This window comes from Faecalibacterium sp. AF10-46, assembly GCF_003604105.1.
In the GTDB taxonomy this organism is placed as follows: domain Bacteria; phylum Bacillota; class Clostridia; order Oscillospirales; family Ruminococcaceae; genus Faecalibacterium; species Faecalibacterium taiwanense.
Genome location: NZ_QVGY01000002.1, coordinates 1 through 22162 on the forward strand (window position 1 = coordinate 1; position 22162 = coordinate 22162).

At 57.5% G+C, this 22162-nt stretch carries 20 protein-coding genes; 15 read left to right on the plus strand and 5 right to left on the minus strand.

From position 1 onward, the window contains the following. Positions 1-34: 34 nt before the first annotated feature. The 5 genes from DWV57_RS03195 to DWV57_RS03215 all read right to left on the minus strand — a co-directional run bounded on the left by DWV57_RS03195 (position 35) and on the right by DWV57_RS03215 (position 4818). On the minus strand, positions 35-250 hold the full coding sequence (locus DWV57_RS03195; RefSeq protein ID WP_005922889.1) for a Maff2 family mobile element protein: 216 nt from the start codon (positions 248-250) through the stop codon (positions 35-37). A gap of 47 nt (positions 251-297) precedes the next feature. After that, positions 298-2103 (minus strand): VirD4-like conjugal transfer protein, CD1115 family, encoded by a 1806-nt coding sequence (locus DWV57_RS03200; RefSeq protein ID WP_120019936.1) that lies wholly within the window; start codon positions 2101-2103, stop codon positions 298-300. Then, positions 2100-2570: a PcfB family protein gene (locus DWV57_RS03205; RefSeq protein ID WP_120019937.1), complete on the minus strand. Its 471-nt coding sequence runs from the start codon at positions 2568-2570 to the stop codon at positions 2100-2102. The genes DWV57_RS03200 and DWV57_RS03205 overlap by 4 nt, the downstream gene beginning before the upstream one ends. A 100-nt stretch (positions 2571-2670) precedes the next feature. Continuing rightward, a complete protein-coding gene (locus tag DWV57_RS03210) occupies positions 2671-3585 on the minus strand; it encodes a DUF6017 domain-containing protein (RefSeq protein ID WP_120019938.1) in 915 nt (304 codons plus the stop codon). Between the two features lie 567 nt (positions 3586-4152). Continuing rightward, the gene (locus DWV57_RS03215; protein ID WP_120019939.1) at positions 4153-4818 is read right to left on the minus strand and encodes an HAD family phosphatase; all 666 of its coding nucleotides are present in this window, start codon (positions 4816-4818) and stop codon (positions 4153-4155) included. Positions 4819-5058: 240 nt separating this feature from the next. Between DWV57_RS03215 and DWV57_RS03220 the strand changes: the two genes are divergently transcribed. The 15 genes from DWV57_RS03220 (at position 5059) to argF (ending at position 22120) form a co-directional block, all read left to right on the plus strand. After that, positions 5059-6135 carry a branched-chain amino acid aminotransferase gene (locus tag DWV57_RS03220; protein WP_097776827.1) on the plus strand — a complete coding sequence of 359 codons (1077 nt, stop codon included), beginning with the start codon at positions 5059-5061 and terminating at the stop codon, positions 6133-6135. A 217-nt stretch (positions 6136-6352) separates the two neighbouring features. Continuing rightward, a complete protein-coding gene (locus DWV57_RS03225; protein ID WP_120019940.1) occupies positions 6353-7123 on the plus strand; it encodes an alpha/beta hydrolase-fold protein in 771 nt (256 codons plus the stop codon). A gap of 21 nt (positions 7124-7144) precedes the next feature. Continuing rightward, positions 7145-7900, plus strand: coding sequence for an alpha/beta hydrolase-fold protein (locus tag DWV57_RS03230; protein WP_120019941.1), 756 nt, complete (start codon positions 7145-7147; stop codon positions 7898-7900). 240 nt (positions 7901-8140) lie between these two features. Further along, positions 8141-9469, plus strand: a complete 1329-nt coding sequence (locus tag DWV57_RS03235) for an ATP-grasp domain-containing protein (RefSeq protein WP_120019942.1) — start codon at positions 8141-8143, stop codon at positions 9467-9469. Between the two features lie 195 nt (positions 9470-9664). Then, entirely contained in the window at positions 9665-10651 is a 987-nt protein-coding gene (locus DWV57_RS03240; RefSeq protein WP_120019943.1) for a hypothetical protein, read from the plus strand. 213 nt (positions 10652-10864) lie between these two features. Next, positions 10865-11830, plus strand: a complete 966-nt coding sequence (locus DWV57_RS03245; RefSeq protein WP_120019944.1) for a hypothetical protein — start codon at positions 10865-10867, stop codon at positions 11828-11830. 131 nt (positions 11831-11961) lie between these two features. Next, on the plus strand, positions 11962-12789 hold the full coding sequence (locus DWV57_RS03250; RefSeq protein ID WP_120019945.1) for an MYG1 family protein: 828 nt from the start codon (positions 11962-11964) through the stop codon (positions 12787-12789). Continuing rightward, positions 12776-13081, plus strand: coding sequence for a GIY-YIG nuclease family protein (locus DWV57_RS03255; RefSeq protein ID WP_120019946.1), 306 nt, complete (start codon positions 12776-12778; stop codon positions 13079-13081). The genes DWV57_RS03250 and DWV57_RS03255 overlap by 14 nt, the downstream gene beginning before the upstream one ends. A 368-nt stretch (positions 13082-13449) precedes the next feature. Continuing rightward, on the plus strand, positions 13450-14682 hold the full coding sequence (locus tag DWV57_RS03260) for an argininosuccinate synthase (RefSeq protein ID WP_120019947.1): 1233 nt from the start codon (positions 13450-13452) through the stop codon (positions 14680-14682). A gap of 354 nt (positions 14683-15036) precedes the next feature. Beyond that, a complete protein-coding gene (gene argH / locus DWV57_RS03270; protein WP_120019949.1) occupies positions 15037-16437 on the plus strand; it encodes an argininosuccinate lyase in 1401 nt (466 codons plus the stop codon). After that, complete coding sequence (gene argC, locus DWV57_RS03275; RefSeq protein WP_120019950.1) at positions 16434-17375, plus strand: N-acetyl-gamma-glutamyl-phosphate reductase; 942 nt, start codon at positions 16434-16436, stop codon at positions 17373-17375. The genes argH and argC overlap by 4 nt, the downstream gene beginning before the upstream one ends. A 209-nt stretch (positions 17376-17584) precedes the next feature. After that, entirely contained in the window at positions 17585-18814 is a 1230-nt protein-coding gene (gene argJ, locus DWV57_RS03280; RefSeq protein WP_005938553.1) for a bifunctional glutamate N-acetyltransferase/amino-acid acetyltransferase ArgJ, read from the plus strand. Between the two features lie 205 nt (positions 18815-19019). After that, a complete protein-coding gene (gene argB / locus DWV57_RS03285) occupies positions 19020-19874 on the plus strand; it encodes an acetylglutamate kinase (protein WP_118527470.1) in 855 nt (284 codons plus the stop codon). 132 nt (positions 19875-20006) lie between these two features. Continuing rightward, a complete protein-coding gene (locus tag DWV57_RS03290; RefSeq protein WP_118527472.1) occupies positions 20007-21209 on the plus strand; it encodes an aspartate aminotransferase family protein in 1203 nt (400 codons plus the stop codon). Then, a complete protein-coding gene (gene argF, locus DWV57_RS03295) occupies positions 21206-22120 on the plus strand; it encodes an ornithine carbamoyltransferase (protein ID WP_120019951.1) in 915 nt (304 codons plus the stop codon). Before DWV57_RS03290 ends, argF begins: the two co-directional genes overlap by 4 nt. The last annotated feature ends 42 nt before the right edge of the window (positions 22121-22162 follow it).

A 22162-nucleotide genomic window follows, 5' to 3' on the forward strand; every position in this document is an offset into this window, starting at 1 on the left:
GTTGTTCGGAAAATTGTGGGCAGCGATGCAGGGCTTAGCCCAGCAGCCCGGACAGCAGCGGGACAAGGGTCACGCCGATCAGGGCAACGCCGCCGCCCGCGACCAGCTGCTTCACGCCCTGGCTCTTGCTGCCGGGGTTATCCTGTCCGTAGCCCTCCAACAGGTTGATGCCGCCCCAGACACACAGGGCACCGCCCAGACCGACCACGATTGTCTGCAAAGTATCGACTGCGCTGTTGAAAAATTCCATAAGGTCCTCACTTTCTGCCGCTTGTTCTGCGGCACTCAAAAATAAAATTATTCGGCTGCATTTTCATCCGACAGGTCGATTTCGTACAGGTCAAAACTTTCGTCCTGTGCGACTACCTGCTGCCGCTTCCGGCGCAGGGTGGATAAGAACCTGTCCACATCAAAGGTGTTTTTCTTGTCCGCGTCTGCAAGGTACTTGTAGTGCGGGTGCTTGGTGATGTCGAACTTCTCCGAGAAGAACGGTCTCACGCCACGCAGTTGCAAGATGCACCTGCCGCCGTCCATGATTGCAATTTCGTCCTCTGACATCAACGCCTTTCCTAATTTTTGATAGTTCAGTCCGTGGGAGGTTTGAGAACCCCGGTTCTCGCTGGTGTTGAAACTGTCGATGGTCTCTTTCCCCAGCGCTTCGGAGATTTCTTTGGCATTCTTGCCCCGCCCACTCAAAAAGAGAACAGAATCGCAGTTGTCTGAAATGATTTCGGCCGCATCTTTGTAGATGGCTTTCAGCTGCGACTGGCTCTGCAAAATGATGGATGCCGAGATTTCCCGGCTGCGGATGGTGGCGATCATCTTGTCGAAGTTGGGAATCTGCCCGATGTTGGCGAACTCGTCCAGAATCAGCCGTACATGGACAGGCAGTCGGCCACCGTATTTATCATCCGCACGGTCACACAGCAGGTTGATAAGCTGGCTTTGGAGCATGGCAAGAATGAAGTTGAAGGTGGTGTCCGTGTCGCTCATAATCAAAAACAGCACCGTCTTTTCATCCCCGATGGTGTCCAGCTCCATTTCATCATCCTCCATCAGTTCCCGCACTTCCCGGATGTCAAATGGGGCTAAACGGGCACCACAGCTTATCAGGATGGAGGAACGGGTCTTGCCGGCCGACAGCAAAAACTTTTTGTACTGCCGGACGGCGAAGTGGTCAGGGTCTTTCTGTTCCAGCCGTTCAAACATGAGGTCCACTGGGCTTTGAAACTCCGGGTCGTCCTCGCGGGATTCACTGGCATTTATCATTTCCAGCAGAGTGGTGAAGTTCATTTCTTCTGCCGGGGCCTCATACCAGATGTAGCCGATAAGCGCGGTGTAGAACAGCCGTTCCGACTTCACCCAAAAATCTTCTGCTGATTTTTCACCCTCGCCCTTGGTGTTGGCGATAAGGGTATTCACCAGCTTCAGCACATCCTTTTCCGAGTGGATGTAGACAAAGGGGTTGTACTTCATGGACTTGGAAAAGTTTATCGTGTTCAGGATTTTCACTCGGTAGCCTGCCCGCTGGAACATTTGGCCTGTTTCGAGAACCAGAGTACCTTTCGGGTCAGTGACCACGAATGAGGTGGGATAGTCGGAAGTGGGGAAACATTGCATGAGGTTGGGCTTCACATAGAAGCGGGTCTTGCCGCTGCCGGAGCCGCCGATCACCAGCACATTCTTGTTCCGGGCCGTCTTGGGGTCTTTGGGCCGCCCAGTCATGGTCAGGCGTTCGGTCTGGGTCAGCAGGATGTTGTTTTCAAACTTGGGGTCGATGTACGGGGCAATGTCTTTGGCCGTGCCCCATCGGGCAGAGCCGTATTCTTCACCCTTGCGGTATTTCTTGGCGTTTTTGCCCTTGCTGTACACGATGAGCCGGACAGCCACCGCCCCGGCAACGCCCACGCACATGTCAAACGGATGCAGGCTGGGCAGCGGGCTTGCAAAGGCGACAGAGATGCCGCCCGTCAGGTGCAGCAGCTTTGCCGAAGCATCCGCGCCCGCCGCCAGACGGTACGCCTGCCCGCATTTGGCGAACAGGTACACGAACAGCAGATACGGCAGATTCAGCACCAGCAGTTTTTTCAGTTCAGGCTTCATCGTTCCAGTCCCCTTTGCTTGATTTTTTCCTTCGCACGTTTCGGCTGCTGGGCGGCTTTCTGCTTGGCTACTGCCAGCACCTTGCGGATGGAGGGCCGCTGCTCCTTGGAGAGTGTTTTGGCGGTGAACTCCCGGAACGCCTGTTCCAGATTGTCCGCATCCTTGGCCTTGAAGATCACGATGTAATGGGGCGGCTGGGTGGTTTTATCCTTGCGTAAGGTAAAGTCCACGCCGTACTTCTTGGCGCAGGGCTTGAACGCCCCGATGTTCGCCTCTGTGACTTCAATGTTGGTCAGGGCCGCGCCGTGGGCTTTCAGCTGTTTCAGGCTTTGCTTGCCGTGGTGCAGCTTTGGTCCCTTGGCCCGGTGCTGCAAGTATTTTTTCAACGCAGCTTGCAGGGCTTGGGCGGTGAGCTTGCCCGTTTTCATGGACAGGGCAATGGTTTTCTGGGTGACTTCTTCCTGCAATATGAATCCCTCCTTGTTGCAGAAAATTCAGAGCGGCAGCTAGGGTGGAACCACCAGCCGCCGCAGGTAAAGTGTTCTCATGGATGGGTACTCCTTTCGGTCAGTTGTTGGGCGGGCGGCCCCAATCAGGCTGCGCCATATCGTGCGCCACAAGGGACGCATAGTAGCTGTTGATGGTGCTGGGCGCGTTAAAAAGCATGGCCCGCAGGTATTGCTTGATGTTACGGACTTTGGTGGTGTTATCCCGCAGGCAGTCCATGACGAACTCGATGTGATGGCTGTCCAGTTTCAGGAACTTGGCCTTGACCAACTCTGCCGGGTAATCGTCCCCGGCCACCCGGATGGACTTGCGGTTGGTGCAGACGGTTTCCAGCAGGATGTCCACGATCTCGTCCAGTTGCTCCCGGTCTATCCGGGGATTCTGGATGAGGGTGTCATACTCGATGTTCTCCAAAATCAGGTCCCGGTAGATTTGATAGGCCGCTTCCTTTCGGTTTTCCGTCCGTTCCGGCGGCGGGGCCGCTGCCTCGTCCTCGTCCAAAGGCAAGGGGTTTGGGGAATGGATAGGAATGGAATCGGTATTTAATCTCTCTTTCTTTTGTTTTTCTGTAATTAGTTTATCTTTATTTAATTGCATTGGATTTTCCAACGTAGGGTTTTCCTGCGTGGGATTCTCCAACGTTGGATTTTCCAATGCAGGTGAAACCGATGCAGGAACAGGCTGCGGCAGCTCGAAGATCACATAGTCTGCACCACGCAACCGCCCTTTCTCGTCCCGTTCTCTGGAACGCTGGATGTATCCTGCCTGTTCCAGTTCCCGGATGGCCTGCCGTATCGCGTCTATGCTTTCCCGGTTGATACGGGCCAGCCCTTGCAGGGTGTAGTCCCAATCTTCCGGCAGGGAGGGCATTTGGGAGAGCAAGCCCTTGGCTTTCAGGGATAAGTTCCTGTTCCGCAGGTGATGATTCGACATGACCGTGTAGCCGCTGTTCTTTTCTAGCCGAAAAACTGCCATTTCACGGATACCTCCTTTCGTTGTAAACAAAAAAGCAGCGTTCATTTGCTCCCGGTGATGGGAGAAGTGAACGCTGCGCGTACTTGATAATTTTTAGGTTGTGTGGTATATAAAAGGCAACTGTTTTTTCAATACAGCCGCCCATCGGGGTGCGATACAAGCAAGTTGCTATCCGATGACCTCAAAAACAAATTGTACTACGATGGTTTTCAAAAAGTGCTGTATCACTACTCGCACCAAGAAAAACCAGTACACGTTGTGTACTGGTTTTTCTTTTTGTCTGCACGATGGAAGGGGCTCGAACAAGGCGGCGGCGCACAGCGCCGCAAGCAAAGCCACAGTGCGGCTTTGCTTAGCCTGCGGGTCCCAACCCGTAGGAATGTCTACCGTGGAAGCTGTAACCGAAAGATTTCATGGCTTTTTTGTTTTGTAAGCCACGAGTGCACGGTTTCTGCACGATTTTTGCACGGTGGGTGTTATCCATGTCCGATTATGTAGGGCGCTGTATTGCATTGCAATCAGTGCCCTTTTTCTTAGCGTGAAAATGTAAAAGACCAACTGTATATTTCAGGCTTCGGAAAGAATCTTCCCCTCCTCCAGCATCTTTTTCACCTCGCGCAGGTCTTTGCACTCGGCGGTGTACAGACGGCGCATCTCGTCGTCGGCGGGGGCAAGGTCCGGCACCATCACGGTGACAAAGCCGCCCCGCGCACCGGCGCGCACGCCGTTGTAGCTGTCCTCCAGCACCAGCGTTTCAGCCGGGATGGTGCCCAGCGCCTTGGCCGCGGTGAGGAAGATCTCCGGGTCGGGCTTGGACGCAGAGAACTGCTCGCCGGAAATAAGGGCCTTGAAGTGGCTGGTCATGTTCCAGTTGTTGAGGTGCCGCAGGATGGATGCCATCCGGCTGGAGGAAGCCACCACCATGGGAATGTGCTGCGCTTCCAGATACGCGATCAGTTCATCCAGACCCGGCTTTTTGGGCGGCGGTGCCTGAAAGGCCGTCTCCGCCTGCGCGTGCAGGGCATCCATGATGGCATCGGTATCGCAGTCCGGGCCGTAGAAGCGGCGCAGCACGGCCCGCATGGAATCGCCTGCCGAGCCGCGCGCGGCAGAGTCCAGCCCTTCCTTATAAGAAAGGCCCAGTGTGGCCAGTGCGGGCTTCCACAGGGTGGCCCAGATGCGCTCGGTGTCGAACATCAGCCCGTCCATATCAAAAATAACACCTTTTATCATTGTGCAAAAGCTCCTTTCTGAGCCTGTAAGATCCGGCTTATGCCCTCATTGTATCATATTTTGGGCAGTTTGCACATGGAAAAGCAGGCAATTTAGCGCAACTTAACCTGTCCAAAGATGAAAGATTTTTCGTTTCCTTGTAAATCACATTCATATTATTATAATAGAAAACAACATTCGGTGTTTGCGGGCGCATTTTCACTCGCTGCGCCCGAGATCAGGAAAGAGGGAAAATAAATCATGTTGGATATCAAGATCACCCGTACCACTGCTCCGAAGGCAAAGCCTGACGAGAGCAATCTGGGTTTTGGCAAGAAGTTCACCGACCATATGTTCGTGATGGATTACACCGAGGGCGAAGGCTGGCACGATGCCCGCATCGTCCCCTACGGCCCCTTTGAACTGGACCCGGCTACTGTCGTGTTCCACTACGCGCAGGAGATCTTTGAGGGCATGAAGGCATACCGCACGGCCGATGATACGGTCCAGCTGTTCCGCCCGGACTGCAACGCAAAGCGTTTCCAGGACTCCGCCGACCGTCTGTGCATCCCCAAGATCCCTGTGGAGGACTACATTCAGGCCGTTGAAACTCTGGTGGACGTGGACCGTGACTGGGTGCCCCATTCCGACGGTGCTTCCCTGTATATCCGTCCCTTCATTTTTGCAAACGACGTGGGTCTGGGCGTGCACGCTTCCAAGCACTACATTTTCTGCATCATCTGCGCTCCCTCGGGCGCTTACTATGCCGAGGGCATCAACCCCGTCCGCATCTATGTGGAAGACGAGTACATCCGTGCCGCTCCCGGCCTGACCGGCTTCACCAAGTGCGGCGGCAACTACGCTGCTTCCATCAAGGCCGGTGAGCTGGCCGAGGAGCAGGGCTACGCACAGGTGCTGTGGCTGGACGGCGTGGAGAAGAAGTACGTCGAGGAAGTTGGCAGCATGAACATCATGTTCAAGATCGACGGCAAGGTGTACACCGCTGCTACCGTCGGCACCGTTCTGCCCGGCGTTACCCGCCGCAGCTGCATCGAGCTGCTGAAGGACTGGGGCTATGAGGTCGTCGAGGGCAAGATCGCCATTGCCGACATCATGGCTGCTGCCCGCGAAGGCAAGCTGGAAGAGGTGTTCGGCACCGGTACCGCCGCTGTCGTCTCCCCCGTCAAGGAGCTGGTCTGGAAGGGCGAGCACGCCTACATCGGCGACGGCAAGATCGGCCCTGTCACCCAGAAGCTGTACGACACCATGACCGGTATGCAGTGGGGCAAGATCCCCGATACCAAGGGCTGGATCGTGCCTGTTGAGAAAAAGAACTGATCCCGATTCTCCGGAGAGAACCTTTTTATTCAGAATAGCAGCAAACGCCGCCAGGCCTCCGCTCGGCGGCGTTTGCCGTATATCGGAAAACGCCTTCCGTCAAAACTCCAAAATTTCCCGGCGCAATTGCTTTCTGTGCCCTGCAGTGCTAAACTGAAAACAGAACAGCGGCCTGCATTGCGGCAGGCGTGCGGGAAAGATTGAGAGGAATGGACCCATGGTCAAAAAATGGAGCGTGAGCTACCCTGCTGTCAACGGCACCGAGCAGCGCAGAGTATATGTTTATCTGCCCACGATGTATGAAGCTGACCCTGACCGCCGGTATCCGGTGCTGTATATGTTCGACGGCCAGAACGTCTTTTTTGACGAGGATGCCACCTTTGGCAAAAGCTGGGGCGTGGCCGATTATCTGGACTACACCGACACCCCGCTGATCGTGGCGGCGGTGGAGTGCAACGCCGGAGCCAACAACGAACGGCTGGTGGAGTATTCGCCCTACCGGTTCGACGACCCGCAGTTCGGCCACTTCGACGGCAAGGGTCAGGCCACCATGAGCTGGTATATCCACCGGTTCAAGCCCTTCATCGACCGCAGCTTCCGCACTCTGCCCGACCGGGAGCACACCTTCATCGGCGGCAGCAGCATGGGCGGCCTGATGAGCCTGTACGCCCTTTTGCAGCACAACGACACTTTCAGCCGTGCGGCGGCGCTGTCGCCGTCCATCTGGGTGTCGCCGGAAAAGCTTTCCGGCCTTGTGGGCCGCGCAAAGCTGGAGCCGGGCACCGTGCTGTACATGGACTACGGCTCCCGCGAGATGGGCAACCACGACGGGATGCGCCGCGGCTTTGCAGAGATGTGTGCAAAGGTCATGACCCGGGGCATCCACCTTACCAGCCGCATCGTGCCCGGCGGCACCCACAGCGAAGCCAGTTGGGAAAAACAGCTGCCCTTTATGTTCCATACTCTGATGTATGAGGTGGAGGAGTAAACCCTAAAAGGAGGAAACACCATGGAAATGCAGTATTTTAAGGACTACAGCCCGGCGCTGGGCCGCGACATGGAGTGCAAAATTTACGGCCACGCAGGCCGCCCGATGCTGTACATCCCCTGTCAGGATGGCCACTTCTTCGATTTTGAGAACTTCCACATGAACGATACCCTTGCCCCATGGATCGATGCTGGTAAGATCATGGTGATCTCCATTGATACCATGGACAAGGAGACCTGGTCCGACACGCAGGGCGACCCCTATTGGCGCATCCGCCGCTATGAGCAGTGGCTGCGCTATATCGTGGAGGAGGCTGTGCCCAAGATCCAGTATCTGGCCAAGGAGCGCAACGGCTGGGACGACCTGCCCGGTGTCATTGCCTTTGGCTGCAGTCTGGGTGCCACCCATGCGGTCAACCTGTACCTGCGCCGCCCGGATGTGTTCTGCGGCTGTCTGGCCCTCAGCGGCATCTACACGGCCCACTATGGCTTCGGCAATTATATGGACGAGCTGGTGTACATGAACTCGCCCGTGGACTACATGAAGAACTTCCCGGAGGATCACCCCTACATGCAGCTGTTCCGCAGCCAGAAGGCGGTCATCTGCTGCGGTCAGGGCGACTGGGAGCAGCCGGACACCACATGGTTCCTCAAGCGCATCTTCGAGGCCAAGAACATCCCCATCTGGGTAGACCTGTGGGGCCACGATGTGAACCACGACTGGAACTGGTGGTATAAGCAGACTGCATATTACATGCCGTATATTCTGGGCGAGTAAAATGGCTCGCCCTCTCAGTCACCTTCGGTGACAGCTCCCCCAAAGGGGGAGCCTTTGGCAAAACCAAAAGGCATTGCCGTACTGCCAAGGCCTCTCCCTTTGACAGATTTCCCCCGGTTGGGGGAAGATGTCGCGCAAGCGACAGAAAGGGGAACGAGGTGGACGCGAGCTTTGCGAGCGGACGGAGAGGGCGAGGCCGCCTTGATAGAGGTTCATAGAGGAAAGAGGAATCATAAAACCATGCAGAATTTTATTTTTATTTCGCCCAACTTCCCCACCAATTACTGGCAGTTCTGCCGTGAGCTGAAAAACAACGGCATGAACGTGCTGGGCATCGGCGACCAGCCCTACGATGAGCTGAAGCCGGAGCTGAAGGACAGCCTGAACGAGTACTACAAGGTGGGCAGTCTGGAAAACTACGACGAGGTCTACCGCGCCGTGGCCTTCTTTGCCTTCAAGTATGGCCGCATCGACTGGCTGGAGTCCAACAATGAATACTGGCTGGAGCGGGACGCAGCCCTGCGCACCGATTTCCACATCACCTCCGGCTTCCAGACCGCCGATATGCCCCGCATCAAGTACAAGAGCAAGATGAAGGAGTATTACCAGAAGGCCGGCATCGCCACCGCACGCTACCACATGGTGGACGATTACGAGGGCTGCCGGAAGTTCATCGACGAGGTGGGCTACCCGGTGGTGGTAAAGCCCGACAACGGCGTGGGCGCATCCGATACCCACAAGCTGTCCAGCGACGAGGACCTGAAAAAGTTCCTCGTGCAGAAGACGGCCCATCACCCGGATGTGGAGTACATCATGGAAGAGTTCGTCCGGGCCGAGGTGAACAGCTACGATGCCATCATCGATGCCAACGGCAACCCCATCTTTGAGGCCGGCAACGTGAGCCCCATGTCCATCATGGATATCGTCAACGACAACGACAACTCCATCTATTACATCATCAAGGACCTGCCCGAGGACACCCGCGCCGCAGGCCGTGCCGTCGTCAAGAGCTTTGGCGTCCGGAGCCGCTTCATCCACTTTGAGTTCTTCCGCATGACCGAGGATCAGGCCAGCATGGGCCAAAAGGGCCAGATCGTGGCACTGGAAGTCAACATGCGCCCCTGCGGCGGCTTCACCCCGGATATGATCAACTTTGCCCGCTCCACCAACGTCTACAAGATCTGGGCGGACATGATCGCCTTTGGCGGCACTGATATGCCGGTGGGCGAGCACTTCTACTGCCCGTTTGCAGGCCGCCGCGACGGCAAGCACTTTGTGTACAGCCACGAGCAGATCATGCAGAAGTACCAGCAGAACATGCGCATGGTGGACCGCATCCCGGATGCCCTGAGCGGTGCCATGGGCAACCAGATGTACGTTGCCACCTTCTCCACCCGCGAGGGCATGGAGCAGTTCTACGCCGACGTGCTGGCCACCACCGACGACAACAACGCCGCTGTACAGAAGGAACTGAGCAGCATTCTGGCTCTGGGCGAGCCGGAGACCACCCCGGCGGAAAAGCCCGCCGCTCCTGCCGCTAAAAAGGCACGCACCACAAAGAAAAAGTAAGAATACGCTCAAACAGCCCCGGAACGGCATCTGCCGCCCCGGGGCTGTTGTTATATTGCAAAAAAATGGTCACCCGTTCTGAGCGAAATGACAAATTTTTTCAGATTGGTTGACAAGATGCCGGGGGGGGGGTAAGATGTGGGTGTGAAGCATATTTTTGGGGTGCTTCGGCACAAAAAACAGGAGGCTTGTATTATGAGATTGTACAAAAAAGCAGCCGCTGTCCTGCTGGCGGCAGCAATGGCCGTTTCCATGATGACCGCTTGCGGCGGTGGCGGTGGTTCCACCGGCGGCAATGGCGGCGGCAGCGGAAACAATGGCGGAAGCACATCCGTGGCTGTGCCTGCACCGGACAAGTTTGAAAATGTTGGCACTGGTTCCGAAAGTGAGGGTGGCGGGTCCGGCACTTTGGGTACGCCGATCGCAAGCTTCAGCGGAAGCCAGTATGCAGCTTTTGTTCAGAATGTGAAGAATCATCAGTCCACCGGTCTGTACATGGAATACACCACTGTGGAATATGATGCGAACAAAGCATATAAATCTGGAATAAATTATATTCTTGCAGCGGATAGAAATGACATCTATTTGAAAATGAGGTCTGTCGGCAGCACATCCTCGGTTCCGAGTGTGGTATTCGGAACGGTCGAGAACAATACAGAGTGGTTGTACGCCTTGTATGAAAAGTCGAAGGTTGCAGTGGGCGAGCAGGGAGCCTATAATGAAGGCCAGCTGTGGGATGATATTGGCTTTAGTGCAGATGCTCTGCCCTATCAGATGTACAAGACTGTTGTAAAAGTGAACGGCCAGCCCTATGACGCTGAGACCTTTACGGATTCCTATGGAACCAAGTACACTATCTGCTATCAGGGCAGTATGCCGAAGTATACGATGATTGAATATGCGCATCCGGATTCAGACGGTGTGCAGTATTACGTCACCGAGTATAAGACCATCCAGTACACCACCAACGGCCTGTGCCAGTGGCCGAAAGACGGCTATAAGGTCTATAAGTACGTCAGCACTTCTCAATCCGGCAATACGGCAACGATCGTGCTGGCAGATGAAGCAGGCAAGCAGTATACGATCACTGTCGTGGAAGGCGTCCCCAATGGCCTGACCGTTAAGGATGGAAACGGCAATGTCGTTACAGACCAGTTCAAGTGGCTTATGCAGGGCGAGTAAAACAAGAATATAATTTACAACCAATAATCTTCAGCCCCGGAATGGCGTGCCCGTCCCGGGGCTGTTGTTATATTGCTAAAAAATGGTCATCTGTTCCGGGCAAAATGACAAAATTTTTCAGATTGGTTGACAAGATGCCCGGGGGGGGGGTAAGATGTGGGTGCGAAGCATATTTTTGGGGTGCTTCGGAACAAAAAACAGGAGGCTTGTATTATGAGATTGTACAAAAAAGCAGCCGCCGTTCTGCTGGCGGCAGCAATGGCTGTTTCCATGATGACCGCTTGCGGCGGTGGCGCAGGCGGCGGCAACGGTGGCAATGGCGGGAATGGCGGTAATGGTGGCGACACTGAAATCGTTGAACCGGTTCCCGGTCCGGATACAACGGACCCGGATCAGGGCGGTGAGACTGGCGGCACTACGACTCAGCCCGAGAAGACAAAAATCCCGGATGTGACAAAGAGTCAGTATGCACAGTCCTCGAAGAAGATCTACAATTCGAACGAGTTCTATGTCCTGGCTACTATGGCCGATTATGATGCCAATAAAACAAAAACGAGCGAAGGACAGATGATTTTGGCCCGCAAAGGCACCGATGTTTACATGAAAACTGCCTTTACTGAAAACAGCAAGACCCAAGAGCATGCGGTGTTCGCAGAAAAGACAAACGATGGCAAGTATGCAAGTTACCTGCTGTTTGAGGATGCTAAGACTGCATTGAAAAGTATTCGGAACGATCCGCCCATGGACTTTTCTAAAGAGGAAAAGTTGCCGAACGAAATGTACAGCACTACTGTAAAGGTCGGCGGCAAAGAATATTACGCAGAAACCTATACAGATGGAAACGGTTCCGAACAGACCACTTGCTTTGGCGATAATGGCATGCCGAAATATCAGTTTTTTCAGCGAAAGGATGGCACCTCTGAGACTACGGTGTACCAAACCATCCGAATCGGTAACTCTAACAACCTGTGTCAGGTGAACGGCTATAAGGCTTATACGATGGAGAAAGATGCGGAAGGTAAACCGATTCTGGTCGATGAAAGTGGCAACAAGTATAAAGTTACTATCGAGTTTGACCAGACTACCCACAAGGTTACTGAAGTGAAAGTCGAAGACAGCAATGGCAAGGATGTAACGACGAAAGACTTTGCATGGTTTGTTAAGTATCTTAAAGGTTAAAGCACTTTTCTCAAAAAAATAACAAGATGTTTTGCCCCGGCTGTCCCCCGACAGCCGGGGCTTTTCGTTGTCCCTTTTGGCAAAGTGTGGTATACTGTTGCCAGAGATTTTATTGGGAACGAGGTACATCTATGAAAATTCCTGCAAACGGCTTTACCCACGCCGGCAAGTTCCACGCCGACGATGTGTTTGCCACTGCCCTGCTGCAAATTTTGCGCCCGGATATCAAGATCACCCGCGGCTTTGTGGTGCCGGACGGTTTTGACGGCATCGTGTACGATGTGGGCTTTGGGATGTTCGACCACCATCAGGAGCCGCGGGAGTGCCGCCCCAATGGCGTGCCCTATGCGGCCTTCGGCCTGCTGTGGCGGGTGCTCGGCCCCGGCCTTGTGGGCGAGCGTCAGGCCCGGCTCATTGACGAGAACTTCATCCAGCCGCTGGACCTCAACGATAACACCGGCGAGCAGAACAGCCTGTGCGATGCCATTGGCTTTTTTAACCCGGTGTGGGACTCCAAAGAGGATCAGGACACCTGCTTTTTCAAGGCGGTGGCCGTGGCAAAGCAGATCTTGGAAAACCAGATCGCCAGCGCCAACGCCGTGAACCGCGCCGACGAAAAGGTGCAGCAGGCCTATCAGAACTCCCGGGACGGCATCGTGGTGCTGCCCTGCTACCTGCCGTGGAAGAACGGCCTGTACAAAACGGATGCGCTGTTCGTGGTCTACCCCAGCCAGCGCGGCGGCTGGAGCGCCCAGTGCGTCACCGACCACAAGACCAAGCGCCCCAAGCTCCCCTTCCCCCAGAGCTGGGCCGGTCAGCCGCAGGAGGTCATTGAGCAGAAGAGCGGCATCCCGGGCATCAGCTTCTGCCACGCCAGCCGCTTCCTCATCACCGCCAAGGATAAGGAAACTGCCCTTGCCGCCTGCCGTCAGGTGTTAAAGAACAATGGCCGCATCTGAGCCGTGCGCCCGGCCAAAGCCCGCCTTTGTGTATATGGTGCGGTGTACCGGCGGCCAGCTGTACACCGGCTGGACCACCGACCCTGTCGCCCGCCTGCAGGCCCACAAAAGCGGCAGAGGGGCCCGCTACACCCGGGCCAGAGGTGCAGCGGCCTTTGCCTACGTGGAGCGCTGTGCGGACAAGCGCAGCGCCCTGCGGCGGGAAGCTGCGCTCAAAAAGCTGCCCAAGGCGCAAAAAGAGCTGCTGTGCCGCGCATGGAGCGCGGCGGGCGGGCCCTTTTCCGGCGCATAAAGACAAAACGAAACCCGGAACTCTTTCAGGGCCAGACGGCTCACAAAAGGGTCCCGGGCGTTTTGTTTTTGCGGTGTGAATTCTTTCCGTGTGCTGTAGTCCGCACATGCCTCCGGACAGGCTGCATGTGCCCCGAATATATACTGCGCAAATGCATAAAATATGAATATATTCTGCAAATAACGCATAAAGATACAAATTGAACCAAAACAGAGGTCAAATCCGTGTAAGGTTTGGCGGTTTTCGGCATTGACGGAAAAGCCGCGCTGCGTATAATAAAAGCATCAACCGAAACGCAGATGCAAGAGGGTGCAAGAGGGATGCTTGCATCAGGGAACAAAAGTGTATTTTTAAAAGGAGCAATCATCATGAAAAAGGAAAACATCAAAAAAGTCGTTCTGGCATACTCCGGCGGTCTGGACACCTCCATCATCATTCCCTGGCTGAAGGAAAACTACAACAACTGCGAGGTCGTCGCCGTCTCCGGTGACGTGGGTCAGGGCACCGAGCTGGACGGTCTGGAAGAAAAGGCCAAGGCTACCGGCGCTTCCAAGCTGTACGTGCTGGACCTGAAGAAGGACTTTGTGGAGAACTACATCTTCCCCACCCTGAAGTTCGGCGCAAAGTACGAGGATTACCTGCTGGGCACCAGCTTTGCACGTCCCTGCATCGCCAAGGCTCTGGCAGATATCGCCATCAAGGAAGGTGCAGATGCCATCTGCCACGGCTGCACCGGTAAGGGCAACGATCAGGTGCGTTTTGAGCTGACCCTCAAGGCCCTGTGCCCGGATATGGCCATCATTGCTCCGTGGCGTGAGTGGGATATCAAGAGCCGTGACGAGGAGATCGATTACGCCGAGGCTCACCACATCCCCCTGAAGATCAACCGTGAGACCAACTATTCCAAGGACAAGAACCTGTGGCACCTGAGCCACGAGGGCCTCGATCTGGAAAGCCCCGCCAACGAGCCGCAGTACAACAAGCCCGGCTTCCTGGAGCTGGGTGTCAGCCCCGAGCAGGCTCCCGACGTTCCCACCTATGTGACCATCCACTTTGAAAAGGGCATCCCCACCGCCGTTGACGGCAAGGAGATGGGCGCTGTGGAGCTGGTGGAATACCTGAACAAGCTGGGCGGCGAGAACGGCATCGGCCTGCTGGATATCGTGGAGAACCGTCTGGTGGGCATGAAGAGCCGCGGCGTCTACGAGACCCCGGGCGGTGCTATCCTGTACAAGGCCATCAACGTTCTGGAGACCATCACTCTGGATAAGGAAAGCTCTCACTTCAAGGCTCAGCTGGCCCAGAAGTACGCCGATATCGTTTACAACGGCCAGTGGTTCACCCCGCTGCGCGAGGCTCTGGATGCCTTTGCCGACAGTCTGGAAAAGACCGTCACCGGCGATGTGAAGCTCAAGCTCTACAAGGGCAACATGATCAACGCAGGTGTCACCTCTCCGTACACCCTGTACGACGAGCAGACTGCTTCCTTCGGCGAGGACGAGGACTACAATCAGGCTGATGCCGCAGGCTTCATCAACCTGTTCGGCCTGTCCATCAAGGAGCGCGCAAAGCTGTCCAAGAACTGGCCGGAGATCAAGTAATCAGCTGTAACATCTTCCCTTTCGTGTGTTTTCACACTTTCACACGGAAGTTCCATCCAACCGGCATCGTTGCCGGCGGCACCGCCGCAGGAGCGTTTTCCCCTGCGGCGGCTTTGCCGTTTTTTAGAAGAAATTGACGAATGGCTGCTGTATGTGGTAACGGGCTTGCCCTCTCAGTCACCTTCGGTGACAGCTCCCCCAAAGGGGGAGCCCTTGGCAAAACCGGAAACTTTGCCGTACTGCCAAGGCCTCTCCCTTTGGGAAAGGTGGATGCGAACGCAGTGAGCAGACGGAGAGGGCGAGGATGCTTGCCGCGGGGCAGCGGTTCCCGGACATAAAGTAAAGGATAAAACTATGGCAGAACAACTCTGGAAGGGCCGTTTTTCCAAGGCCGTGGATTCCCGCGTGAACGACTTCAACTCCTCCATCCGGTTCGATCAGCGCATGATCGCGCAGGATATGCGCGGCAGCGGCGTGCACGCCGCCATGCTGGCAAAGCAGGGCATCATCTCGGAAAAGGACTGTGAGGACATCCTCAACGGTCTGGCTTCCATCGCCGACGATCTGGCAGCCGGCAGGCTGGAGATCGACCCGGGTGCCGAGGATGTGCACACCTTTGTGGAGCAGACCCTCACCGCCCGCATCGGCGATGCGGGCAAGCGGCTGCACACCGGCCGCAGCCGCAACGATCAGGTGGCGCTGGATATCCGCCTGACCCTGCGGGACTACAGCCACACCCTGCAGGCCTACATCGTGGAGCTGGTGCGGGTGCTGTGCAAAAAGGCAGCGGAGAACACCACCGCCGTCATGCCCGGCTACACCCATCTGCAGCGTGCCCAGCCCATCACCTTTGGCCACGCCCTGATGGCCTACGCTTCCATGCTTCTGCGCGACCTGCAGCGCTTTGAGGATGCCACCGCCCGCATGGACGCACAGTGCCCGCTGGGCAGCGGCGCGCTGGCCGGCACCACCTACCCGCTGGACCGGGATTTCACCGCCGAAAAGCTGGGCTTTGCCGTCCCCTGCGCCAACAGTCTGGACGGCGTGTCCGACCGGGATTTCTGCATCGAGCTGGCAAGCGCTATCTCCATCTGCATGATGCACCTGTCCCGCCTCTCTGAGGAGATCATCCTCTGGTGCAGCTGGGAGTTCAAGTTCATTGAGCTGGACGATGCCTTTACCACCGGCTCTTCCATCATGCCGCAGAAGAAGAACCCGGATGTTACCGAGCTGATCCGCGGCAAGACCGGCCGCGTCTACGGCGACCTGAACACCCTTCTGGTGATGATGAAGGGCATTCCCCTCGCCTACAACAAGGACATGCAGGAAGATAAGGAAGCTATCTTCGACGCAGTGGATACGCTGGAGCTGTGCCTGAAGACGGTCACTCCCATGCTGGATACCATGAAGACCATTCCGGCCAACATGCGCCGCGCCGCCGCCAAGGGCTTTATCAACGCCACCGACTGCGCCGACTACCTCACCAAGAAGGGGATGCCCTTCCGCGATGCCTACAAGCTGACCGGCTGCATGGTGTCCGACTGCATCGCAAAGGACAAGACCCTTGAAGAGCTGACCCTCGACGAGTTCAAGGGCTACAGCGCTCTGTTCGAGAACGATATCTACGATGCCATTGATCTGGTCAAGTGCTGCGAGGGCCGCACCAGCTACGGCGGCCCCAGCGAAGCCAGCGTGAACAACCAGATCGCACTGGCAAACGCACAGCTGGATGCGTGGGAGGAAAAGAACGCATGAGCGTGAAAGTTTTTATTGATGGCTCTTCCGGCACCACCGGCCTGCGCATTGCCGACCGTCTGGCACAACGCCCGGAGATCGAGCTGCTTTCCATTTCCGCAGAGGGCCGCAAGGATGTGAACGAGCGCGCCAGGGTCATCAACTCTGCCGACCTCGCCTTCCTCTGCCTGCCGGATGCCGCTTCCAAAGAGGTCATGCCCCTGCTGCGCCCGGACGTGAAGGTGCTGGACACCTCCACCGCCTTCCGCACCGATGCCGCATGGGACTACGGCTTCCCGGAGCTGGCGGGCCAGAAGGAAAAGATCCAGAAGTCTTACCGCGTGGCAGTGCCCGGCTGCTATGCCAGCGGCTTTATCAGCATTGCCCGCCCACTGGTGGAGCTGGGGCTTGTACCGAAGGATTACCCCTTCAGCTGCACCGGCATCTCCGGCTACTCCGGCGGCGGCAAAAAGATGATCGCCGAGTACGAAAGCTCTAACCGTCCGGCACACAGCAAGCTGGATGCACCCAAGAGCTACGGTCTGGGCCTTGCCCATAAGCATCTGCCCGAGATGCAGAAGATCAGCGGCCTTGCCCACACCCCCATGTTCGTGCCGGTGGTGTGCGACTACTACTGCGGCATGCAGGTGCTGGTGCCGCTGGATCTGACGCTGGCGGGCAGCACCGCCGAACAGGTGGCCAAGGGCATTGCCGGGTACTATAAGGACGCTGCCACCGTCAAGGTGCACGCTCTGAACGAAGCCCTGCCGGAGAACGGCCTGTACTCCAATGCCATGGCCGGTACCGACCGCATGGAGCTGTACATGACTGTGAACGCTGCAGGCGACCAGATGATGCTGGTGTCTGTGTTCGATAATCTGGGCAAAGGCTCCTCCGGCGCAGCGGTCCAGTGCATGAACCTGATGCTGGGGCTGGAAGAGACCGAAGGGTTGGAATAAACTTGTATCGCATATGGGCAGCGTCCTCGCCCTCTCCGTCTTTGCTGCGCAAATCCACCTCTCCCAAAGGGAGAGGCCTTGGCAAAGAGATGAAGTCTGCGTGGACTGCCAAGGGCTCCCCCTTTGGGGGAGCTGGCGAACGTATGTGAGCCTGAGAGGGCGAGCCTGTTTGCGTGAGAAGTATTTCTTTGTGGGAAAGGAAGATCATTATGCAGTATCAAGAAGTTGCGGGCGGCATCTGCGCGCCCAAGGGTTTTGCAGCGGCTGGCGTGCACTGCGGCATCCGCGCAAACCATGCAGAAAAATACGATCTGGCACTCATCAAGGCGGACGTGCGCTGCGCCGCCGCCGGTGTGTACACCACCAACAAGGTCTGCGGTGCACCCATCAAGGTGGACCGCGCCCACCTGAAGGACGGCTATGCACAGGCGATCATCGTGAACAGCGGCAACGCCAACACCTGCGCCGCCAACGGCGTGGCTCTGGCCGAAGAATGCTGTGAGCTGGTGGGCAAGGAGCTGGGCATCGACCCGCAGGACGTGCTGCCCGCTTCCACCGGTGTCATCGGTCAGCCCATGGTCATCGACCCCTTTGCCCGGGGCATTCCTGCCGCCGCCGCAAAGCTGGCTGCGGACGAGCAGGGCAGCACCGACGCTGCCACCGCCATCATGACCACCGACACCCACAAAAAGGAATACGCCATCCAGTTCGAGCTGGGCGGCAAGACCTGCACGGTGGGTGCCATTGGCAAGGGCAGCGGCATGATTGCCCCCAATATGGCAACCATGCTGGCCTTCTACACCACCGATGCGGCGGTCTCGCCCATCCTGCTGGAAAAGGCCCTCAAGACCGTGGTGCCCGGCACCTACAACCAGATGAGCGTGGATCTGGACACTTCCACCAACGATACCCTGATCATCATGGCTTCCGGCCTTGCAGGCAACCCGGAGATCTGCGAGGAGAACGCGGACTACGAAGCCTTTGTTGCGGCGCTGACTGCCATTGCAGAGCACATGTGTGCCGAGCACGCCGGTGATGGCGAGGGTGCCACCCACCTCATCACCTGCGAAGTGACCCACGCCCCCGACCTGAAGACCGCCCGTGCCGTCAGCCGCAGCGTGGTGTGCTCCAACCTGTTCAAGGCGGCGGTCTTTGGCCGCGACGCCAACTGGGGCCGCATCCTGTGCGCCATCGGCTACACCCCCGGCGATTTCTCCATTGATAAGGTCTGCGTGTGGCTTTCCAGCAAGGCCGGTGAGGTGTATGTGTGCGAAAACGCCGCCTACCACCCCTACAGCGAGGACGAAGCCGCCAAGGTGCTGGCTGAGCACGATGTGCTGGTCAAGGTGGACATGGGCACCGGCGATGCATCCGCAAAGGCATGGGGCTGCGATCTGACCTACGATTACGTCAAGATCAACGGCGACTATAGAACTTAATGGAACTCCCCCAGTCGCCTGCGGCGACAGCCCCCTCACGGAGGGAGCCTGAAAGCCTCCCTCCTTGAGAAAGACTCCCCCGGCCGGGGGAGGTGGCACGAAAGTGCCAGAAGGGGAATGGGTAGCATCGCGTAGCGATGACGGAAGGAGTTCGTCTGGTGGAAAACGAATGCCGGAGCAAGCGTGCTGGCGGCAAGGAGAGTATATGAAAAACGAAGAAATGGCGCGCCTTTTCTCTGAGGCGACACCCTACATCCAGAAGTATCACGGAAAGACCATGGTGGTAAAGTACGGCGGCAATGCCATGATCAACGAAGAACTGAAAAATGCCGTCATGAACGATCTGGTCACCCTTACCCTGCTGGGTGTGCGCGTGGTGCTGGTGCACGGCGGCGGCCCGGCCATCAACGAGATGCTCAAAAAAGTGGGCGTGGAGAGCCATTTCGCAAACGGTCTGCGCGTGACTGACGATGCCACCATGGAGATCGTGCAGCAGGTGCTGGCCGGTAAGGTGAACAAAGATCTGGTGGCAAAGCTGCGCGGCCGCGGCGTGGGCCTGTGCGGCATGGACGGCCAGATGCTGCGCTGCACCGAGCTGGACCCCCAGCTGGGCCATGTGGGCGAGATCGTGCATGTGGACGCTACCCTGATCGCAAGCCTGCTGGACGGCGGCTTCATCCCCGTGATCGCCACGGTGGGCATGGACGATCTGGGTCAGGCCTACAACGTGAACGCCGACACCGCCGCTGCACAGATCGCGATTGCGCTGAAAGCGGAGAAGCTGGTATCCATGACCGATATCGCGGGCCTGCTGCGGGATAAGGACGACGAGAGCACCCTCATCCCCGAGGTGGAGGTGTCCGAGATCGAGGGCTATAAGTCCGCCGGCATCATTGCGGGCGGCATGATCCCCAAGATCGGCGGCATGGCCGATGCCATCTATCAGGGCGTGCACGAGGCGGTCATCATCGATGGCCGCGTGCCCCACTCCATCCTGCTGGAGCTGTTCTCCGACCGCGGCTCCGGCACCCGCTTTTACCGCCGCAGCCACCGCGAATAAGCATTGCACAGGTGCCGTGCAGGCGGTATAATAAGAAAAATGACCCTCTCAAGCCTTTGCCAGCATTTTCTGGCGCGAAAGCGCCTGAGAGGGTTTTCTGTTCACAGTTTCTGTTCACAGGAGGGTACACCTATGGATTCTGAAAAAGTCATCAAGCGGGACGGCGAATACGTCCTGCACACCTATAACCGCAACCCTATTGTGCTGGAAAAAGGCCACGGCCTGCGCGCCGCAGGCCCCGAGGGTCAGCAGTATCTGGATTTTACCAGCGGCATTGGCGTGAACAGCCTTGGCTACTGTGATCTGGACTGGGCCGAGGCCGTTTCCGAGCAGGCCCATAAGCTGCAGCACTCCTCCAACCTCTACTACACGGCCCCCTGCGGCAAGCTGGCCAAAAAGCTGTGCAAGCGCACCGGCATGAGCAAGGTGTTCTTTGGCAACTCCGGTGCCGAGGCCAACGAGGGTGCCATTAAGGCTGCGCGCAAGTACAGCGTGGACCACTACCGCAAGGACCGCACCACGGTCATCACGCTGGTGAACAGCTTCCACGGCCGCACCATCGCCACCCTGACCGCCACCGGTCAGGAGGTGTTCCACAACTACTTCGGCCCCTTCAACGAGGGCTTCCTGTATGCTCCGGCAGGCGATATCGAAGCGCTGGAGGAGCTGGTGGACCGCACAACCTGCGCCGTGATGCTGGAACTCATTCAGGGCGAGGGCGGCGTGATGGCGCTGGACCCGGACTACGTGCAGGCCGTGCGCAAGCTCTGCGACGAAAAAGATCTTGTGCTCATCGTAGACGAGGTGCAGACCGGCGTGGGCCGCACCGGCACCTTCCTGTGCTGCGAGCACTACAACCTCAAGCCGGATGTGGTCACGCTGGCCAAGGGTCTGGGCGGCGGCCTGCCCATCGGCGCAGTGCTGATGAACGAAAAGGTAGCCGAGGGCATGGGCCCCGGCACCCATGGCTCCACCTTCGGCGGCAACCCGGTGGTCTGCGCCGGTGCCAACGTGGTGGTGGACCGCATGGATCAGAGCTTCCTTGCCAATGTCAACGAGCGCGCCGTCCAGCTGCGCGCAGGCATCGCAAAGCTGCCCCATGTCAAGAGCATTTCCGGCATCGGCCTGATGGTGGGCATCGAGTTCTACGACCTCAAGGCCGCAGATGTGCTGGTCGCCTGCCGCGAAGCGGGCCTGCTGGTGCTGACAGCCAAGACCCGCCTGCGCCTGCTGCCGCCGCTGACCCTCAGCGAGCACGATGTGGACATGGCGCTGGAGATCCTGAGCGATGTGCTGGGCAAGATGGAGCCGACGGCTCCGAAGGAGCAGGCATGAAAAATCTGCTGAAAATGAGCGACCTCTCCCCTGCCGAGCTGACCCACATTCTGGATGTGGCCGACCAGCTCAAGGCACAGCAGAAGCTGGGCGGCACGGCCCCGCTGTTGGCAGGAAAGACGGTTGCCCTGATGTTCTCCAAGGCATCCACCCGCACCCGCACCAGCTTTGAGGTGGGTGTGTACCAGCTGGGCGGTCTGGGCAACTACATGAACACCGCCGAGCTGCAGGCCGGGCGCGGCGAGCCCCTCAAGGACACCGCCCGGGTGCTGGGCCGCTACTACGACTGCGTGGTGTGGCGCACCTACCGCCAGAGCGATCTGGAAGAGTTTGCCGAGCTGGCCGGTGTGCCGGTGATCAACGGCCTGACGGATTACGCCCATCCCTGCCAGGTTCTGGCCGACCTGATGACCATTCGGGAGCGCCGGGGCAGCCTTGCGGGCCGGAAGCTCTGCTTTGTCGGTGACGGCAGCAGCATGGCAAACAGCCTCATCGTGGGCGGACTGCTGGCTGGGATGCAGATCACCTGTGTCTGCCCGCAGAGCTACCGCCCGGCGGCGGATGTGCTGATGTTCGCCCACAAGTACGGCAGCGCCTTCCACCTGACCGCAGACCCTGCCGAGGGCATTCAGGATGCCGACGTGGTGGCAACGGCTGTGTGGAACACCGCCAAGCCCGGCACGCCGGAAAGTGAGCAGCGCCTGCGGGATTTTGTGGGCTTCCAGCTCACCGGCAAGCTGCTGGAAAGCGCAAAGCCCGATGTCATGGTGCTGCACTGCCTGCCCGCCCACCGGGGTGAGGAGATCTCCTCGGCAGTGTTCGAGCAGCACGCACCGGAGATCTTCGATGAAGCCGAGAACCGCCTGCACGTGCAGAAAGCCGTGCTGGCCATTCTTCTGGCGGGAAAATAAAAACAGAAAACACAAAAAATGCCTCCGGCATCTGCCAGAGGC

Excerpts from the sequence above, each read along its gene's own strand:
- DWV57_RS03195 (WP_005922889.1), bottom strand. The coding sequence starts at position 250 with ATGGAATTTTTCAACAGCGCAGTCGATACTTTGCAGACAATCGTGGTC.
- DWV57_RS03200 (WP_120019936.1), bottom strand. The coding sequence starts at position 2,103 with ATGAAGCCTGAACTGAAAAAACTGCTGGTGCTGAATCTGCCGTATCTG.
- DWV57_RS03210 (WP_120019938.1), bottom strand. The coding sequence starts at position 3,585 with ATGGCAGTTTTTCGGCTAGAAAAGAACAGCGGCTACACGGTCATGTCG.
- DWV57_RS03215 (WP_120019939.1), bottom strand. The coding sequence starts at position 4,818 with ATGATAAAAGGTGTTATTTTTGATATGGACGGGCTGATGTTCGACACC.
- DWV57_RS03220 (WP_097776827.1), top strand. The coding sequence starts at position 5,059 with ATGTTGGATATCAAGATCACCCGTACCACTGCTCCGAAGGCAAAGCCT.
- DWV57_RS03225 (WP_120019940.1), top strand. The coding sequence starts at position 6,353 with ATGGTCAAAAAATGGAGCGTGAGCTACCCTGCTGTCAACGGCACCGAG.
- DWV57_RS03230 (WP_120019941.1), top strand. The coding sequence starts at position 7,145 with ATGGAAATGCAGTATTTTAAGGACTACAGCCCGGCGCTGGGCCGCGAC.
- DWV57_RS03235 (WP_120019942.1), top strand. The coding sequence starts at position 8,141 with ATGCAGAATTTTATTTTTATTTCGCCCAACTTCCCCACCAATTACTGG.
- DWV57_RS03240 (WP_120019943.1), top strand. The coding sequence starts at position 9,665 with ATGAGATTGTACAAAAAAGCAGCCGCTGTCCTGCTGGCGGCAGCAATG.
- DWV57_RS03245 (WP_120019944.1), top strand. The coding sequence starts at position 10,865 with ATGAGATTGTACAAAAAAGCAGCCGCCGTTCTGCTGGCGGCAGCAATG.
- DWV57_RS03250 (WP_120019945.1), top strand. The coding sequence starts at position 11,962 with ATGAAAATTCCTGCAAACGGCTTTACCCACGCCGGCAAGTTCCACGCC.
- DWV57_RS03255 (WP_120019946.1), top strand. The coding sequence starts at position 12,776 with ATGGCCGCATCTGAGCCGTGCGCCCGGCCAAAGCCCGCCTTTGTGTAT.
- DWV57_RS03260 (WP_120019947.1), top strand. The coding sequence starts at position 13,450 with ATGAAAAAGGAAAACATCAAAAAAGTCGTTCTGGCATACTCCGGCGGT.
- argH (WP_120019949.1), top strand. The coding sequence starts at position 15,037 with ATGGCAGAACAACTCTGGAAGGGCCGTTTTTCCAAGGCCGTGGATTCC.
- argC (WP_120019950.1), top strand. The coding sequence starts at position 16,434 with ATGAGCGTGAAAGTTTTTATTGATGGCTCTTCCGGCACCACCGGCCTG.
- argJ (WP_005938553.1), top strand. The coding sequence starts at position 17,585 with ATGCAGTATCAAGAAGTTGCGGGCGGCATCTGCGCGCCCAAGGGTTTT.
- argB (WP_118527470.1), top strand. The coding sequence starts at position 19,020 with ATGAAAAACGAAGAAATGGCGCGCCTTTTCTCTGAGGCGACACCCTAC.
- DWV57_RS03290 (WP_118527472.1), top strand. The coding sequence starts at position 20,007 with ATGGATTCTGAAAAAGTCATCAAGCGGGACGGCGAATACGTCCTGCAC.
- argF (WP_120019951.1), top strand. The coding sequence starts at position 21,206 with ATGAAAAATCTGCTGAAAATGAGCGACCTCTCCCCTGCCGAGCTGACC.